This is a genomic window from Paraburkholderia diazotrophica, from assembly GCF_900108945.1.
Taxonomy (GTDB): Bacteria; Pseudomonadota; Gammaproteobacteria; order Burkholderiales; family Burkholderiaceae; genus Paraburkholderia; species Paraburkholderia diazotrophica.
Map to the genome: position 1 here is coordinate 1 of NZ_FNYE01000022.1, position 16,296 is coordinate 16,296.

A 16,296-nucleotide genomic window follows, 5' to 3' on the forward strand; every position below is an offset into this window, starting at 1 on the left:
GCTGTCATACAAAGCCTCTTCGCAAGCGAAGTCGGCCAGATTGAACCAGTGTTGCACGAAGTGAATCCGCAGCATGCGCTCCAAACCAATCGGCGGTCGACCGTTACCGCGTTTCGGATAGTACGGCTCGATTACCGCGCACAGTTCGGTCCACGGAACGATCGTGTTCATCGTGTCAAGAAACTCGTCGCGTCGCGTGCGTTTGCGTCGGGTCTCAAACCCCGCGCCTTGATCCGCGGCCATTGCGAGCGTCTGCTGCTTCATTGCCTTTTGCCTTTCTCGTTGCTTGTGCACTCTATAACGCTTGATGCGCACAAGCGGTGGACTTAATCAGCATTGCCTTAGTCCGTCGAAGAGTAACAGGCAGTCGTTTGTACAGGTTGGCGTCCGGCACAAGTTTTAGAGCAAACCGCAGGCGGTTTGACGGAGATTTCGTTGGCTTAAGGGCAAATCTAGGTGACGACTTTGAACCATTGTTCGGTTCTAGCACTTCGGAGGTTTGATGGGAGATACAAGACACGCCGCTACGCGCCAATTTCCGTCGCTTAAGGAGCGATTTTGTCATAGTGAGCCACTGCTTTGCACATGGCTGTCTTTGGGAAGTCCTGCCTTGTGCGAAATGGCACTAGACTCGAGCCCCTGCGCCATCATCATTGACCGTCAGCACGGGTTGTGGGGACGAGGTGAGATGGAGGCGGCGATAGGTGTTGCGCACTCCCATGTACCGGTTATCGTCCGTTGTTCGGCAAACGACCCGCATGCGATCGGCGAGAGCCTGGATGCTGGCGCCTCGTCGGTTCTGGTTCCTCTCATCGAAAGTGCATCGGAGACCCGTCGTGCTGTCCGGGCGAGTCGATACCCGCCGGAAGGTTCGCGTTCCGGTGGTGGCATTCGACCGCTTGCCAAGGGCGTCAACGGAATGCTTGACGAAGGGCAACGTGTAACCGTGGGCATCATGATCGAGACCGTAGAAGGGGTGGAGCACGCTGAGGATATCCTTGGTGTTGAAGGTCTCGACTATGTCTTTATCGGAACGGGCGACCTTAACCTCTCGCGCGGTCCGGACAGTTCAGAAATGCTCGAGGGAGACTATCGGACTGTGCTGTCTGCGGCTCGAAAACATAAGATCCGATGCGGCATCTTTACAACGTCTGCCTCCGATGCCGCCGCGCGGTTAGCACAAGGGTTCGATATGGTAGTCGCGGCGACTGACACGGGTGTATTCGCCTCAGGCCTTGGCAGTGTGTACGCTGAGCTGAGACGCCGCGAATCGACATGTTGAGTTCGGTGGCCGCATATGGGCAGAACAGAGACCGAAAATAGGCGGGCATTTCCAGGAACCACACGCCTCTGGACCGACCCGCGGAAATGGAGGTCGCGTCGTGCTCGACTTCAATAGCGTCGATCTGAACCTGCTGCGGGTGTTCCAGTCGATCATCGACGAGCGCAGCTTGACACGAGCAAGCCAGCGGCTCGGACTCTCGCAGCCAGCGCTCAGCTATTCCCTTGGGAGGCTGCGGGCGCTGTTCGACGATCAGTTGTTCGTGCGCACGACCGGCGGAATGCTGCCAACGCCGATCGCGCTGCAGCTCCGTCCGCCCATTAACCGCGCATTGGCGTCGATCCGCGAGGTACTGCAGCATGGGAACCAGTTTGATCCAATGTCGAGTTCGCGCGAGTTTCACCTGTCGATGTCAGACTTAGGCGAATTGGTCTTCCTGCCACTTCTATGCGAACGTCTTCAGCGCGAGGCATCAGAGGTCAAAATTTCCGCCCAGCAGGTGCCAATCGGCGAGGTCGACGAGAGATTGCGGCTGGGGCAACTCGATTTCGCTATCGGCAACATGCCGAGCCTAAAGGCGTCCACCCGTCACGCAGTGCTGTTTCGCGAACCGTATGTATGTATGACCCGCAAACGGGAAGGGCTGCCCAGATGTACCCTGGAACGGGAAGCTTTTCTCGCGATGTCACACGTACTCGTCGCATCAAGTGAAAGCAGTCACCTAACTGTCGAGAGTTCGCTGCAGGCGGCCGGGCTGCACAGAAAAATCGGGTTGCGGGTGCCGCATTTCACTGTCGTCCCACAAATCATCCTTCGAACGGATTGGGTGGTTACGTTACCTCAACGCGTCGCGCGTCTCTTTAACGAGCACGGCGGGTTCGAAATCTATCGTTTGCCTGTCGACACTCCCGAGATCGAGGTTACGGTGCATTGGCATGAGGCGTTTGATGCCGACCAGTGGAACGTCTGGTTCCGCAATCTGATCATCGACACACTGCGCGAGGAATGAGGCCTGGCGGAAAAACGTCGCTCTCGCAATGAGGCAATGCCACCTCACGCCTCATAAATCATTTTATAGCCGTCGGAAATTTGATTGATTCGGCAAATGCATACCCGCCAAATATACTGACCACAGTAGAGTCAGTGGGTCGGAATTGAAGCGAAGAGGACGTCATGGCTGAGCGATCGTTTGTTGAGGAAGTGAAAAAGCTTCGGTTGCGGGCGGGAGAGGTGTTCAGCGGGGAAGGAATTCTTGCCGTGACGAAAGCTCTTCTTGAATCCGGTGTCGCCTATGTCGCTGGATATCAGGGAGCCCCGATTTCACACTTGATGGATGTTCTCGCCGATGCGCAAGACATTCTGAGCGAGTACGGCATCAGGTTTGAGAACAGCGCGAGCGAAGCTGGCGCGGCGGCGGCGTTGTCCGCATCGGTCAATTATCCGCTGCGTGGCGCGGTCGTATTCAAGGCTACTGTCGGCACTAACGTCGCGTCCGATGCGCTGGCAAACCTCGCATCCGGCGGCGTGACGGGCGGAGCGCTCGTGATTGTTGGTGAGGACTACGGCGAAGGTTCGTCAATCATGCAGGAGCGAAGCCACGCATTCGCGATGAAATCGCAGATCTGGTTGCTTGATCCGAGGCCAAATCTGTCTTGCATCGTGAAGGCAGTGAAGGATGGGTTCGATCTATCGGAGGCGAGCAATACGCCGGTGATGGTACAGCTTCGGATCCGGGGATGCCATCTCCACGGACAGTTCACTGCTGCGGACAATCGCCGTTCTACTTTTACTATTCGTGAAGCGATGGAGGCGCCACGGCGCCAGGTCGACCGGATCGTTTTGCCACCTGCGAGCTTTCTGCACGAGCGCGAGAAGATTGAGCGGCGCTGGCCTGCGGCGATTCGCTTTATCGAGGAGCGCGGCCTCAACGAGTTCTTCTCCGCTGAAGCGCGCGATATCGGTATCGTGGTGCAGGGCGGTTCGTACAACACAGTGCTGCGCGCGCTCGAGCGCCTTGGTCTTGCCGACGTCTACGGTGAATCCGAGATTCCGCTTTATGTGATGAACGTCGCGTATCCTCTCGTCGATAGCGAATGGGAACGTTTCTGCGCGGGAAAGCGCGCGGTCCTGGTCATCGAGGAGGGACAGCCGAACTTCATCGAGCAGAATGCTTCGTCGATCTTGCGCCGGTCCGGTTTCAGCATGGCGCTACACGGAAAAGACCTGCTGCCGCTGGCCGGGGAATACAATGCGGCCACGGTAATGAGGGGCCTGCGCGCATTTCTTGTACGCTATGGCGCAATGGACCGACTGCCGGTCGTGCGGAAGATCATTCCAGTGGTGCCGGCGAGCAGCGTTCCCCCCGACCTTGTCGGGTCGGAGCCGCCGGTGCCAGCACCGGCCGATGCCGTGCCGCCGCTTGATGGCCACGTCCACGCACGTCCACCTGGTTTTTGTACTGGTTGCCCGGAGCGCCCGATCTTCACGGCGATGAAACTCGTTGAGCGCGAGCTCGGGCCCCGTCACGTAAGTGCAGACATTGGCTGTCATCTGTTCTCGATTCTTCCACCATTCAATCTCGGCGCGACGACAATGGGGTATGGGCTTGGAAGCGCGAGCACGGCCGCTCTGAACGTGCCTGAAGGCAAACGCGCAATCGCAGTGATGGGCGACGGTGGCTTCTGGCATAACGGACTGACGAGCGGGATCGCGAACGCAGTGTTTAATCGCAGCGACAACCTGACCATCATCGTCGACAACGGCTACACGTCAGCGACAGGCGGTCAGGACATCCTGTCGTCAGTTGCCTTTAACCGTTCGCGAAGCACCAGTCAGGATATCGAAAAGGCTGTGCGCGGGGTCGGCGTCAAATGGGTGAAGACGCTGCGCCGCACGTACGATCTGAAAGCGATGACGGCGAGCCTTAAAGACGCGCTCACGACGAATACGAGCGGTCCCAAGGTGCTGGTCGCACAGAGCGAATGCATGCTAAATCGTCAGCGCAGAGAGCGGCCAAAACAGAGCGCGGCAATTGCATCGGGGCAGCGTGTCGTCCGCGAGCGCTTTGGCGTCGATCCGGATACCTGCACGGGGGACCACTCGTGCATCAGGCTGTCGGGTTGTCCGTCACTGTCGATCGGGCCGAATCCAGATCCGCTGCGGACCGATCCGGTTGCGCGAGTGCTTGGTAGCTGCGTTGGGTGTGGCCTGTGCGGAGAGGTCTCGCATGCGGCCGTTCTTTGTCCTTCGTTTTATCGCGCGCAAATCATCAATAACCCGAATTGGCATGATCGGTTGCGCCAGCGCTTGCGCGGTGCAGTTATCGGTTGGCTCCAGCGTCGCGACTCACGACGGCGCGCTAAGTACGCGTTCTAAACGAGGTTCGAAGAGCAATGGAGCATGCACAACCAATCAAAATTGCAATTCTCGCGATGGGTGGCGAGGGCGGTGGCGTGCTGGCCGATTGGATTGTCGACCTCGGTGAGCACAACAGCTATCACGCACAAACGACATCCGTGCCGGGCGTTGCGCAGCGCACTGGCGCCACAATTTACTATGTTGAACTGTTTCCCCAAAGACTCGGCGAAGCGTCTAGCCGTATGCCAGTGCTCGCACTGATGCCGACCCCGGGGGATGTGGACATTGTGCTCGCGTCGGAGCTGATGGAGGCGGGCCGCGCAGTGCAGCGGGGACTCGTTACCCAGGACAGGACGACGCTGATCGCATCGACGCATCGCGTGTACTCGATTGGCGAGAAGTCAGCGATGGGTGACGGTCGCGTTGATGACCATGTTTTGATCGCTCATGCTGAGCGTGCTGCGCGGCGCTTCGTTCGCTTCGATATGTTGCGCATGGCCGACCAGACTGGCAGTGTAATCAGTGCCGTGCTTTTCGGTGCGTTGGGGGGTGTTGGTGCACTTCCGTTCAGTCGCAGACAGTTCGAGGAGACGATCGAGCGAGGTGGCGTTGGGGTGAAAGCGAGCCTACGGGCGTTCGATGACGCTTATGGGCGCGTGATCGCGCACGCTGATTCGGCGCTTGCCGCGAATGGGGAGCGAGGCGATCCCGCTTCGGATCAAGACAGCGAACCAAGGGGGCCTGTGACGGACATCTCGCCGTCGCGTTCAGTCGATCCAGTGGTGAAGTGCCTGCTCGAGCGTGTGCATACTGAACTGCCGAACGAAGCGCACGCGCTCACGCGTGAAGGTGTGCGTCGACTCGTGGACTATCAAGGTCCGGCATATGCGGCGTTGTATCTGGACCGGCTTGTCCGACTGCGAACCGCGCTCGTTGCAAATAGCTCGGCGACGACTGTCGAGGCGACGACGCTGCTGAGGGAAACCGCGCGCCATCTGGCGCTGTGGATGTCATTCGAGGACACAATTCGCGTTGCTGACCTGAAAACACGCGAATCGCGCTTCGCGCGCGTTCGCAGCGAAGTTGGAGCGCAACAGAATCAGGTACTTCAGATCAATGAGTTCCTGCATCCGAGGACTGAGGAAATTTGCGATACGTTGCCTGCGCCGGTCGGACGCTGGCTTGAACGGTCTCGATGGGCTCATCGTACGGTTGCTCGCCTGACGGACCGCGGTCGTATCGTGTCGACCTCTTCATTGCGCGGCTTTCTGCTGTTGTATTTCGTGGCACGTCTTCGCGTGATTCGCCGGTTCACGCTGCGTTATGCAGTTGAAAATGCGCGGATTGACGACTGGCTGGCACAGGTGATCGCGCTCGTAGCCGAACGGCCCGCTTTGGCGATAGAGGTGACGCGTTGTCAAAGGCTGATAAAAGGTTATGGCAACACCTACGCGCGCGGTCTCCACAACTATCAGACGGTGATGACGGCTCTTGCACGCTCCGGCGGCCAGCTTGCGCCAATGACGCTACGGGAGTTGCGCGATGCCGCGCTCGAGGATGAGCACGGCGAAGCGCTACGGGATGCTTTGCGGCGACACTCGCTGAATTGATCGTCGCTGTCGATCAGACCTGAACCCACAAAGGAGAACTGACATGAATGCGGTCCTCGGTGAACTCGTGCGCAGCCTCGCCTGCGGTGACTTACGTGTGATCGATCTCACGCAAACACTATCATCAGATTTCCCGGCGCTACAACTGCCTCCGCAGTTCGGACAGGTCTGGGCGTTCAAAATGGAGACAATCAGCCGTTACGATGAGAGCGGCCCTGGCTGGTACTGGAACAATTTCTCGTGTGGCGAACATACGGGTACCCATTTCGACGCGCCAGTCCACTGGATAACGGGTAAGGACCATCCCCAGAACACGGTTGACACAATCGATAGTCGTAACTTCATCGCACCGGCGGTTGTAGTTGACGCGACTGTGCAAGTGGCCGGCAATCCGGACTGGTTGCTGACCCCGAGATATCTCGTCGAATGGGAAGCACAGCATGGCCAGATTCCTTCGGGCGCCTGGGTTTTATTCCGCTCGGACTGGTCAAAGCGCACCGACCCCGCCGCATTCCTTAACTTACAGGGAGACGGAGCGCACACGCCGGGTCCCACGCAGGAAGCTGTTGAGTGGATGATCCACGAACGCAACGTTCACGGCTTCGGCGTTGAAACGATTAACACAGATGCTGGACAATCATATGCGTGGCCAATACCGTACCCGTGCCACACGTTAATGCACGGCGCGAACCGATATGGACTGCAGTGTCTGACGAATCTCGATCAACTCCCACCTACTGGCGCTGTCATCGTGTCTGCGCCACTGAAGATTAAAGGAGGCTCTGGCAGTCCGCTGCGTGTTCTGGCTTTTGTCCCGGACTTCGATGACGATGCTTAGGGTCGCATTCAGGATCAGACCTTGGGGTTCGGGTGGCCACGGGTTTGTTTTAACGTCCCGATCATGAGTAGCGCACTATCTACAACTGTTTTCCTAAATCTTTCCCGATGTGCTGGCAGGACTGAAAATGCCGCCAACACATGACTGTATGAAACAGTATTACTGATTGCGTTCAGCAGCATAAAGAATGTCACATTCGAGTCTTTGAATGGCAGTTTGCCTTTGACGCCAATTGCGACCGCGTCTATCTGAACGCATTCCCGTTCGCTGACCACGGTGCGCTACTTGACCCGCCGACTGAAGACGTCTCTTGTCGCGTCCTGTTGTGCCTCGGGATCACGAGGCGTAGTGAAGATAATGGCGCGCTCGCGCGCTGTATCGAGTACGTGAAGCAAACGCAGGAAATCGATGGTAGCTGGGGGGGCGCTGGGGCACCAACTACATTTACGGCACATGGAGCGTGCTGGCAGGTCTTGCGCTGGCCGGCGAAGATCCGTCACAGCCATACATCGCTCGCTCTCTCGCGCGGTTGCACGCGCGTCAAAATGCCGACGGCGGATGGGAGAAACCAATCATAGTTACCTCGATTAGGGGCTCGCGGGTCGCGGGTACGAACGGCGGCGAGAGTACTTCCAACTGCAAAGCATGGGCGCTGCTCGCACAAATGGCATTCGGCGACTGTGAGTCGGAGTCAGTGCGGCGCGGCATCGCGTATCTGTTGTCCGTGCAGCAGGCCGACGGCTTCTGGTGGCATCGTTCGCACAATGCGCCGGGCTTTCCCCGTATCTACTATCTCAAGTATCACGGTTATACGGCGTATTTCCCGTTATGGGCGCTCGCCCGGTATCGCAGGCTGGCGGGCGGACTGTCTCTAAAAGAATGAAATCTTCTGGAGATAACTGGAGCGCTTTAGCCCTCTTCTATGACTGGTCTCGATCACGTTGTCGACGAAGGACAAACGGGGAGATGTCTCTTGGACGAGGGTGACAAGGAGTTGACAGGCCGAACATGGCTTTCCGGAAGCCATTTGTCGACCAATGTAAATTCATGTGAGGCGCTCGCGACCAGCGCAATGGACACATCCCGTTGTAGCAGATCGGAGTTGTCATTGCCCGTATTCTGTTGCGGCCACAAGCCTTTGCCTCGTATAGTGCGCCGTCCGCAGCCGATGCTCACAGTCGCGCGACGAAACTCGCTCGCTTTGTGTGCGGCATCCTCGAATGCGGCCATTGACTCTGACATCGGCTGCTGTCGCGCCGTGGGGTGCTCCTAAGGTCGCCCGCGCGGCGCAGCAGCGGCATATCGCGTTTAGATCGCGTAGAGGTCTAAAGTAAGTCGGCCGCTCTTTCAGTAGTAAGAGAACCTGATTCGGAAATAAACGCTCGAATACCGCTTTCACTAGACAGCGATCGACAGGCTACAAAATCTTCCTCAAAGTCGCGCACTGGCATGAGGGGTGATGGAGTCCCAGACTAGTGGCACGCGCGTCACACAATTCACCATTCCACCTTCGAAGCTGATGCGTCCGGCCGGATCGAGCTCGAAATCGGGAATTCGCCGGAACCACTCTTCAAGGAAAATGCGAATCTCGTTCCTGGCCAGAAGCGCCCCTGCACAGCGATGTGGGCCGTTGCCGAAGGCTGCATGTTGCGACGCATTCGCGCGCGCGAAATCGGCGTGCATCGGGCACTGGAACTTGCGTTCGTCCATGCCATGCAACAGTGGGCGGACGTAAACCCGGTCTCCCGCCTTGAAGCGGACACCTTTGTATTCGAAGTCGCGCGTCATCACCCGGCCCGTGCTGGAGGGCGCAAACATGCGCAACAGTTCCTCCACAGCGTTGCCCATCAGCTCCGGGTGCTCCGCAAGTTGGCGACGATGTGCTGGATTGCGAGCGAGATAGAGCACGGCAAAGCCCATGGTCGACGCGACGGTGTCGAGCCCGCCAAAGATGACGTTGACCATCATGCCGCGAATTTCGTGCTCGGTGAGTGGTCGTCCGAATACAGTTCCATTCACGATCGCACTGATCAGGTCCGCGCCCGGCTCCCTTTGGCGACCGCGAATGATGCCCTCGAGGTAGCCGAACAGCATGCGCTGCGACCACTCGCGACGCTCAGGGTCATTTGCACGAACGCTTGCCTCGGTCCACTCAAGCAGATCGTCCAGATCGGTGAGCGGAAGGTTCACGAGTCGCATGAAGATCGTGATTGGGAACTTCATTGCGAAGTCAGACATGAATTCGCAGCGGCTTTTTTCCTTGAAGCCTTCGATTAGCGAGACGGCTAATTCCCGGATCTCGCCCTCCATGTCACGTATAACCTTCGGCGCGAAAAATCGATTGATCAGCGCACGATAGTCTGCGTGCTCGGGAGGGTCAGCCGAGAGGGGCAAGATCTGCATCGTCGTGCTTGCGGGCAACGTAATCTCGTGCATCGAGAACGGATTATGATTGCGCTGCGCGAATTCGATATCTTCCGCTCGCGTGAGAATCCAGTGACCGCCGTTGTACGGTGTCCAGACTATGTCTGGACCATCGTGAAGGCGCTTCCACGCGCCAATGATGTCGGTTTCGCCGCCTGGAGGTTTGCTGAAATCCCAGTCTATGACTAGTTCTTGAGGAACATGGTCGGGTACGGGAACGAGAGGGACAGCGATATGGGACATGTGAGTTCTCCACGAACAGGTATTCGCCGACTGCTTTACTCAGGTTTGCGAAAGGGGCAACCGGACGACTAACCCGTCCAGTTCATTGGTCAACTGAATCTGACAACCGAGCCGGCTGTTGCTATTCGCCTCAATGGCGCCGCTGAGCATGTCCAGCTCCGCATGCTTCGCGGTCGGAATCCTTGCGGCCCACATTTCGTCGATATAGCAGTGACATGTCGCACAATTACAGTAGCCCCCGCAATCAGCGAGGATGCCAGGCACCGAGTTGTCGATTGCTGCCTGCATCAACGACTGACCGGCAAGCGCTTCGACGGTATGCTCCGTGTTGTCATGCTCGATGAAAGTAATTTTTGGCATTTCAATATCCTAAGGTTTTACTGCTGCGTGAGCATCGTCGCCGAGGTCGCCTAGCTGACCGTGAAGCCGCCGTCAGCAGCGATGATTTGGCCGGTAACGTAGCTTGCGGCAGGGCTTGCGAGAAAGAACACACTCTGTGCAACTTCGATCGGGGCCGCCGTCCGTCCCATCGGAATGCGGCCTGCGCCCATGATCGGACCGCGAATCCTGAACGTAGCGCTGATGTTCTTGCCGCCCTCGCTGGCCATGCCGCCTGGCAGGATCGAATTGACGCGGATTCCATCTGCCGCAAACTCGCTGGCCAGTGATCGTGTAATGCTGTCCACGCCGGCCTTCGCGGCGTCATAGTGGGCATTGACTCCCCACAACGTGGGTCGAAGTGCACCAACGGAGGAAATGTTGACGATCGAGCCACCGCCGCCCTTTGACTTCATGCGCGTGATCGCCTCGCGGCAACACAGGAAAGTGCCTCGTAGCGTGACGTCCTGCATCTGGTCCCATTGCTCGACGGACATTTCAAAAAACTCGGCTTTCGAACGGTGCGCGGCGTTGTTGACCAGAATGTCTACGCCGCCGAATTTTGCATCGACAGTTGAGAATAGTGCCTTGACGGAAGCTTCATCCGCCACGTCCACCTTGCAGGGCATTGCGATGCCACCGTTTGCTTCGATATCCGCCGCTGTTACGGATGCGGCATCCGGGTTCAGGTCGGCGATCACGACGTTGGCGCCTGCCTCGGCAAGCAGTCGCGCTGTTTCGCGGCCGAGACCTTGCGCAGAGCCGGTAACAACGGCAGTCTTTCCGGTGAGATTGAAAATCTGTACGAGGCGTGCGCCGATCTGGATTTCGCTAAACATGGAGTGCTCCGTTTGGGTAGTCGATGAAAGTCATGCTTCCAGGCGCTCATTAATCGTCGTAGTGCCACGGCGAGCCGCCGACCCAGGATTCGCTGTAGTCGCCGATGATATTGTCGATGCGTCGGAATACTTCTGGCGTCAGCCGCGGGACGAGGTCAAGCGCCTTGACGTTATCGACGATTTGCTGGGGCGTGGACGCTTCGATGATCAACGTGCTTACGTCAGGATTTCGCGCGCACCACGCGAGCGCCAACTGTGCTAGCGGGACATCCAGGTCTGCAGCGACAGGGGCGAGCTGTGCAACGATCGAATTTCTGCGCCGATCGGTGAGGGACTTGCCCATCTCGGGCAGTCCGGCCATGGCTGCGGCTCTAGTGCCGGGAGCTACACCTTCGACGTACTTGCCGCTCAAAATGCCGCCTGCCAGCGGACTCCAGATCGCGAGCCCAATGCCGGATTCGCGGCTAACGCGTGGATATTCGCTTTCCACCTTACGGCGATTGAGGAGGTTGTATTCCGGTTGTTCGACGACGGGTTTATGCAGACTGTGGCGTTCTGCAATGCCGATGGCGGTTTGGATTTCTTGCGCGCTCCATTCCGACGTTCCCCAGTAGAGCGCATAACCCCGCTCGATCATGTTATGGAACGCCCACACTGTTTCTTCAATGGGTGTGTGCGGATCGGCCCGATGGCAATAGGCGATGTCGACGTAGTCGAGTTGCGAACGTTTGAGCGACGCTTCGATTGCATGCAACAGATACTTTCGATTCAGCGTGTTCTTTTGGTTCGGGCCTTTTTCCAGACCCCAGAAGAACTTGGTTGATACGACATATCTGATTCGCGACCAGCCAAGCTGCCGCAGCGCCTTCCCCATGACGACTTCGGCGTTGCCGTTCGCGTAGCTCTCTGCGTTATCGAAGTAGATGATTCCCATATCCATCGCTTGGGCCATCATTTCTCTGACGCACTTTTCGTCCGCGGTGCCCGTACCCCAACTTCCCGCACCCAGCGAAATCGCACCGACCTTGAGGCCACAGCGACCCAATCGTTTGTAGTTCATCGGAATCTGCTAATCGGGAAAGATGCTTGTACTCGAGCACTTTCAGCTAATAAGAAATCCGCCATCGATCGTAATCGACTGACCCGTCATATAGCGGCCCGACGGGCCCGCAAGGTACAGGACCGCTGCAGCGATATCGGCGGGATCTCCCCACCCAAGTGGCAAGCGTCGCTCTGCATCTGTACCAGGTCCTGTGAGCTTTTCTGTCTTCAGGCGAGCCTGCGTGTCAGGGTGAAACTGAACCTTGCCGGGCACTGCGCCGGGAAGCACGCAGTTGATGAGAATCTGGTCAGGGGCATAGTCGAGCGCCGCGGAGCGCACCAACCCCGTTACGCCGGCTCGTGCGGCACCGTAAGCGCCATTCCCATTGAGGACGGCATGCACGGCTCCCATAGTGGTCACGTTCACGATGCGACCACCCCGGCCTGCGACGAGCATGTGCTTGATCGCTTCTCGCATGCAAAAGAACACAGACTTCAGGTCGATCGACATGACTTCGTCCCAAGCCGCTTCGGAGAAGTCAGTGAGCGGTCCGTTATTGGTCATCGCCGCGCAATTGACCACGATATCGGGACCGCCCCAAGTTGCCGTCACCTGCTCGAACAACGCAATGACGGAGGCTTCGCGTTCCACGTTCGCCTCAATCGCGATGGCCTCTCCGCCTGCCGAAAGGATTCTTTCGACGACAGGTTGCATGTGCGCCACATTGTGATCCGCGATTACGACCTTCGCCCCGGCCTCGGCCAGCACAGGGGCGATATCGATGCTGGAATTGCGTCCCTTGTCGGTAACGACAGCGACTTTTCCGCTGATACCGAATAGCCGTTCAAGCACGGTCGTGGTCATCGGGTTGTCTCCTAAGGGGATTGCATGTAAGGCCTTTTTACGAATTCTAGCGACAACGTTCGGCACACAATGGTTACCTCAAGGAACAATTAGAGTGACTTCTTTTCACTAATTTCGAGGAAGACTGGCAGGGTTTGAGGCACGCGACGATTACGGAGCCAGCAACCGGGTCGAAAGTGATTCACAAAAACACGCACGTCGTTCTAAAGCCAAAACGCTGGTGCCAGCCGGGATTTCCCTTGTTGCGAGCGTCTGGACGTACCGCGCAACATGCGCGTGAATTCACATGCACTTCTCAGGAGCGCGTCAACATGACTGTTGCGAACAATAGTCGGGCATTCGTTGAGTCGAACGGATCAAACGCAGATGTCGGAAGGCTGCCATTGCGCGTCGAGGAAATCACGCCGTCGTGGCTGACGTCGGCGCTCGCGCGCGGTCATGAGGGTGTGGCGGTCGAATCACTCGCCATGGGCGATGTGATGCACGGAACCGCTACCAAAGTCAGGGTGTATCCTGCCTACAACGCAAGAGGGCGCGAGCTTGGCTTGCCGGAGTCGTTGATCGTGAAGGGCGGTTTCGTTCCCGAATATCGGAATCTGAACGCCTACATATACGAATACGAGGCAAGGTTCTTCAAGGAAGTCCATCCTCTCTTGCACGCGAATGTTCCGGCCAGCTTCTACGCAGAGACGGACGGTCGAAGCGGGCAGTCTATCGTGATCCTCGAAGATCTACGGTCGCGGGACGTTGAATTCTGTCGCGTGCAGAAGCCACTGACATTTGCCCAGGCTGCGGCGAATCTGGACGCGCAAGCACGTTGGCATGCTCAGTTCTGGCAATCGCCGGAACTCGATAGCGATGGCGAACTGGCCTGGCTCGCGCCGCAGAATCCGCTCCCCGATGGCGAGTCAGGCACATATCACTGGGGCCAGTTACAACCCGATGTTTTCGCGAGTTATACGCAAATGCCGCGCGGGGCTGCCGTTCCGAAGCGGTTTCACGATCGGGACTGGATGGAGCGCGCGTTGCTCGATCTGCGCGCTTTCGACCGTATCGGGCCGATGACGCTTCTCCATGGCGACGTTCACCTCGGAAATCTGTATTTCGACCGCGATGGCACGCCTGGCTTTCTCGACTGGCAGTCATATCGACGAGGACCGTGGGCCCATGATGTCACGTATTTCCTGATCTCAGCATTGGACATTGCGGATCGACCAAGATGGGAGCGACCGTTGCTTGAGCACTATCTCGAACGACTCGCGTTTCACGGCGTGAACAACCCGCCCTCATTTGAAAGCGCGCTCGACGCGTATCGACGGCACATCGTCTATGGGCTGTTCTTCTGGCTAGTGAACCCCGTGGAATGGCAGGTGGAAGTCAACAATTGTGCGGTCGCCCCGCGATTCGCGATGGCAGCGCTCGATCACGAGATTCATGACATCATGGGTCGATAACCTTCGGGCGTGTTGAATGGCACGGTAAGCGTGCCGCTACCAATGCCGCATTGCGTATGGCGCTTGACGCGGTCTCCTCATCAAGGTACATTTTTGACCGACATTCATAAATATGAATGTCGGTCAAGAACGAGGAGGCAAGCATGTCGGAGATGGTCGCTCGACGCAGCACGACCTGGCACAGGGTGTATGCGTGGGCTGCGCTCGGCGCGCTTTTCGCGTTTGCACAAATCTACGCCTACACAGCATGGATTCGTTCGGAGGACTTCCGCCCCGTCGATTTGGGCGCGGACCCGGTTCCGGAATCCGTGAAGACGACGATCGACCATTACCAGTGGATCAGCGTGCTGATATTGATTCCGGTAGCGATCTGGTTCGTCTACGGAATCGTCAAAAGCCGCCGCATCGACGCGGTGCGTCTCATGATGATCGGCTGGCTCTCGGCATACTGGCTCGATCCGTGGCTGGACTTCCTGCGTCCGATGTTCACCTATAACGCCTATGCGCTGAATTTCGGCTGCTGGTGCCGTTTCATACCGTTCTGGCAATCGCCGCATGCGCGCATTGCTGAGCCCATCCTGATCGACGCGCCAAGCTATTTCTACACGTTCACGGGCACGGCAGTAATCGCGCTGTGGGCGATGCGTGCGGTCCGCAAGCGTTGGCCTCGTGCAGGTAACGTTCGACTCGCACTCGCGGGCTTCGCCGCCATCTGGATGACGATGGGTCTGCTCGACATCGCTGCCAGCCGTTTCATGGGATTCGACGCGTGGCCGGGCGCGTTTCAGCATGCTTCCTTCTGGGGCGGTCACTACTACCAGTTTCCGGTCTACGAGTTCCTGCTGTTTCCGTCCGCCTTCGTGGCTTCTGCGTTTCTTCTGATGAGCGTCGACAACAACGGATATACGGCGATCGACCGAGGCGTCGATCGTCTTGAGTGCCATGCAGCGGTTCGCGCGGCGCTGCGCGTGCTAGCCTTCGTCGCGTTTTGCAATGTACTGAATCTTGCCTACACGACTGCAATGGGTGTGCACGCGGTATATGCCGATCCCTGGCCGGCAGATATGCCGAGTTGGCTGGCCAATCGATGACGAACGGGAACGCGCGACGCTTCGATAACGTCGAGTATCGTGTAGAAGACGAGGTGGCCATCGTCACGATGAGCCATCCGCCCGTTAACGGGCTCGGCCTCGGAGTCCGCCGTGGGCTTGTCGCTGCGTTCGAAGCGGCGAGACACGATGTGCAAGTTCGCGCAATCGTGCTCAATGGCAGTGGTCGTGGCTTCTGCGCAGGCGGTGACATCCGCGAATTCGGGACGGCCGCGGCGGCGACGGCTCCAGCGTTATCGCTGCACGTGCATCCGGTTATCGAGGCGAGCGAGAAGCCGGTTGTCGCGGCGATCCACGGATTTGCGATCGGTGGGGGACTGGAAACCGCGCTGGTCTGCCACTACCGGCTTGTGGCGGACAAGGCGCAGATCGGTCTGCCAGAGTGCAAGCTTGGTGTGATCCCTTTGTCCGGGACGCAGCGTTTGCCGCGTGTGCTGGGTCTCGCAAAGTCGATCGAATTCATTCTCGGTGCGCAAATCGTGCCCGCGAGGACGTTCGTCGGAACAGCGCTATTCGACCGAATCGTCGAGGGCGATGACCAGCAGGTGTTGCGTCTGGCGATTGAACTGGCGCGAGAGAAGATCGGGAGCGCAGTGTTGCCATTGATACGCCGGCTGATATTGCCGGATCACGATCCGGTTTCCGTTGTCGCTGAAGCGCGCACACGCCTCGCCTGTGGCCATGCAATAGAAGGCAAGTGCCTGGATGCCATCGCCGCCGCCGCCGAATCGGCTGATTTCGACGCAGGTCTGGCCGCCGCGCGTGCGATTTACGATCGACTCGCTTCGTCCGATGAGGTGTCGAGGCAGCGGGATCGCTTTTTCAAATCGCGCAAGGACAGCCCCGCACAATAAGC

Annotated in this window: 14 protein-coding genes and 1 pseudogene; 9 read left to right on the top strand and 6 right to left on the bottom strand. The window is 58.0% G+C overall.

The features are described from left to right. Positions 1-264 (bottom strand): transposase (locus BMW76_RS24595; protein ID WP_143062307.1); only part of this gene is annotated, 264 nt, incomplete at its 3' end. Positions 265-502: 238 nt separating this feature from the next. On the opposite strand from BMW76_RS24595, the gene BMW76_RS24600 reads away from it, so the two are divergent. The 6 genes and pseudogenes from BMW76_RS24600 to BMW76_RS24625 all read left to right on the top strand — a co-directional run. Further along, positions 503-1,282: an HpcH/HpaI aldolase family protein gene (locus tag BMW76_RS24600; protein WP_090869934.1), complete on the top strand. Its 780-nt coding sequence runs from the start codon at positions 503-505 to the stop codon at positions 1,280-1,282. Positions 1,283-1,382: 100 nt separating this feature from the next. Continuing rightward, complete coding sequence (locus BMW76_RS24605; protein ID WP_090869936.1) at positions 1,383-2,291, top strand: LysR family transcriptional regulator; 909 nt, start codon at positions 1,383-1,385, stop codon at positions 2,289-2,291. 164 nt (positions 2,292-2,455) lie between these two features. Continuing rightward, positions 2,456-4,657: a thiamine pyrophosphate-dependent enzyme gene (locus BMW76_RS24610; protein WP_090869938.1), complete on the top strand. Its 2,202-nt coding sequence runs from the start codon at positions 2,456-2,458 to the stop codon at positions 4,655-4,657. Between the two features lie 17 nt (positions 4,658-4,674). After that, positions 4,675-6,249, top strand: coding sequence for an indolepyruvate oxidoreductase subunit beta family protein (locus BMW76_RS24615; protein WP_090869940.1), 1,575 nt, complete (start codon positions 4,675-4,677; stop codon positions 6,247-6,249). A gap of 43 nt (positions 6,250-6,292) precedes the next feature. Next, positions 6,293-7,087 carry a cyclase family protein gene (locus BMW76_RS24620; protein ID WP_090869942.1) on the top strand — a complete coding sequence of 265 codons (795 nt, stop codon included), beginning with the start codon at positions 6,293-6,295 and terminating at the stop codon, positions 7,085-7,087. Positions 7,088-7,305: 218 nt separating this feature from the next. Further along, positions 7,306-7,970: pseudogene (locus BMW76_RS24625) on the top strand (squalene--hopene cyclase); the annotation flags it as partial. 548 nt (positions 7,971-8,518) lie between these two features. Here BMW76_RS24625 and BMW76_RS24630 read toward each other — a convergent pair. Genes BMW76_RS24630 through BMW76_RS24650 form a run of 5 tightly spaced genes read right to left on the bottom strand, consistent with a single transcriptional unit; the run spans position 8,519 to position 12,877 of the window. After that, positions 8,519-9,754: a cytochrome P450 gene (locus BMW76_RS24630; RefSeq protein ID WP_245763357.1), complete on the bottom strand. Its 1,236-nt coding sequence runs from the start codon at positions 9,752-9,754 to the stop codon at positions 8,519-8,521. Between the two features lie 39 nt (positions 9,755-9,793). Beyond that, positions 9,794-10,114, bottom strand: coding sequence for a 2Fe-2S iron-sulfur cluster-binding protein (locus BMW76_RS24635; RefSeq protein ID WP_090869944.1), 321 nt, complete (start codon positions 10,112-10,114; stop codon positions 9,794-9,796). Positions 10,115-10,164: 50 nt separating this feature from the next. Beyond that, positions 10,165-10,971, bottom strand: a complete 807-nt coding sequence (locus tag BMW76_RS24640) for an SDR family NAD(P)-dependent oxidoreductase (RefSeq protein ID WP_090869946.1) — start codon at positions 10,969-10,971, stop codon at positions 10,165-10,167. A gap of 49 nt (positions 10,972-11,020) precedes the next feature. Then, a complete protein-coding gene (locus tag BMW76_RS24645; protein ID WP_090869948.1) occupies positions 11,021-12,031 on the bottom strand; it encodes an aldo/keto reductase in 1,011 nt (336 codons plus the stop codon). A 42-nt stretch (positions 12,032-12,073) separates the two neighbouring features. Continuing rightward, entirely contained in the window at positions 12,074-12,877 is an 804-nt protein-coding gene (locus BMW76_RS24650; protein WP_090869949.1) for an SDR family NAD(P)-dependent oxidoreductase, read from the bottom strand. Between the two features lie 311 nt (positions 12,878-13,188). Here BMW76_RS24650 and BMW76_RS24655 point away from each other — a divergent pair, with 311 nt between their 5' ends. The 3 genes from BMW76_RS24655 to BMW76_RS24665 all read left to right on the top strand — a co-directional run bounded on the left by BMW76_RS24655 (position 13,189) and on the right by BMW76_RS24665 (position 16,294). Further along, on the top strand, positions 13,189-14,331 hold the full coding sequence (locus BMW76_RS24655; RefSeq protein WP_090869951.1) for a phosphotransferase: 1,143 nt from the start codon (positions 13,189-13,191) through the stop codon (positions 14,329-14,331). Positions 14,332-14,474: 143 nt separating this feature from the next. Beyond that, positions 14,475-15,422 (top strand): spirocyclase AveC family protein, encoded by a 948-nt coding sequence (locus tag BMW76_RS24660; RefSeq protein WP_090870144.1) that lies wholly within the window; start codon positions 14,475-14,477, stop codon positions 15,420-15,422. 53 nt (positions 15,423-15,475) lie between these two features. Then, positions 15,476-16,294 (top strand): enoyl-CoA hydratase/isomerase family protein, encoded by an 819-nt coding sequence (locus BMW76_RS24665; RefSeq protein ID WP_245763358.1) that lies wholly within the window; start codon positions 15,476-15,478, stop codon positions 16,292-16,294. Positions 16,295-16,296: the final 2 nt, after the last annotated feature.

Bases quoted from the DNA above. Each gene is read 5' to 3' on its own strand.
- BMW76_RS24655 (WP_090869951.1), top strand. From the start codon at position 13,189: ATGACTGTTGCGAACAATAGTCGGGCATTCGTTGAGTCGAACGGATCA.
- BMW76_RS24600 (WP_090869934.1), top strand. From the start codon at position 503: ATGGGAGATACAAGACACGCCGCTACGCGCCAATTTCCGTCGCTTAAG.
- BMW76_RS24615 (WP_090869940.1), top strand. From the start codon at position 4,675: ATGGAGCATGCACAACCAATCAAAATTGCAATTCTCGCGATGGGTGGC.
- BMW76_RS24635 (WP_090869944.1), bottom strand. From the start codon at position 10,114: ATGCCAAAAATTACTTTCATCGAGCATGACAACACGGAGCATACCGTC.
- BMW76_RS24660 (WP_090870144.1), top strand. From the start codon at position 14,475: ATGTCGGAGATGGTCGCTCGACGCAGCACGACCTGGCACAGGGTGTAT.
- BMW76_RS24650 (WP_090869949.1), bottom strand. From the start codon at position 12,877: ATGACCACGACCGTGCTTGAACGGCTATTCGGTATCAGCGGAAAAGTC.
- BMW76_RS24640 (WP_090869946.1), bottom strand. From the start codon at position 10,971: ATGTTTAGCGAAATCCAGATCGGCGCACGCCTCGTACAGATTTTCAAT.
- BMW76_RS24630 (WP_245763357.1), bottom strand. From the start codon at position 9,754: ATGTCCCATATCGCTGTCCCTCTCGTTCCCGTACCCGACCATGTTCCT.
- BMW76_RS24620 (WP_090869942.1), top strand. From the start codon at position 6,293: ATGAATGCGGTCCTCGGTGAACTCGTGCGCAGCCTCGCCTGCGGTGAC.
- BMW76_RS24610 (WP_090869938.1), top strand. From the start codon at position 2,456: ATGGCTGAGCGATCGTTTGTTGAGGAAGTGAAAAAGCTTCGGTTGCGG.
- BMW76_RS24645 (WP_090869948.1), bottom strand. From the start codon at position 12,031: ATGAACTACAAACGATTGGGTCGCTGTGGCCTCAAGGTCGGTGCGATT.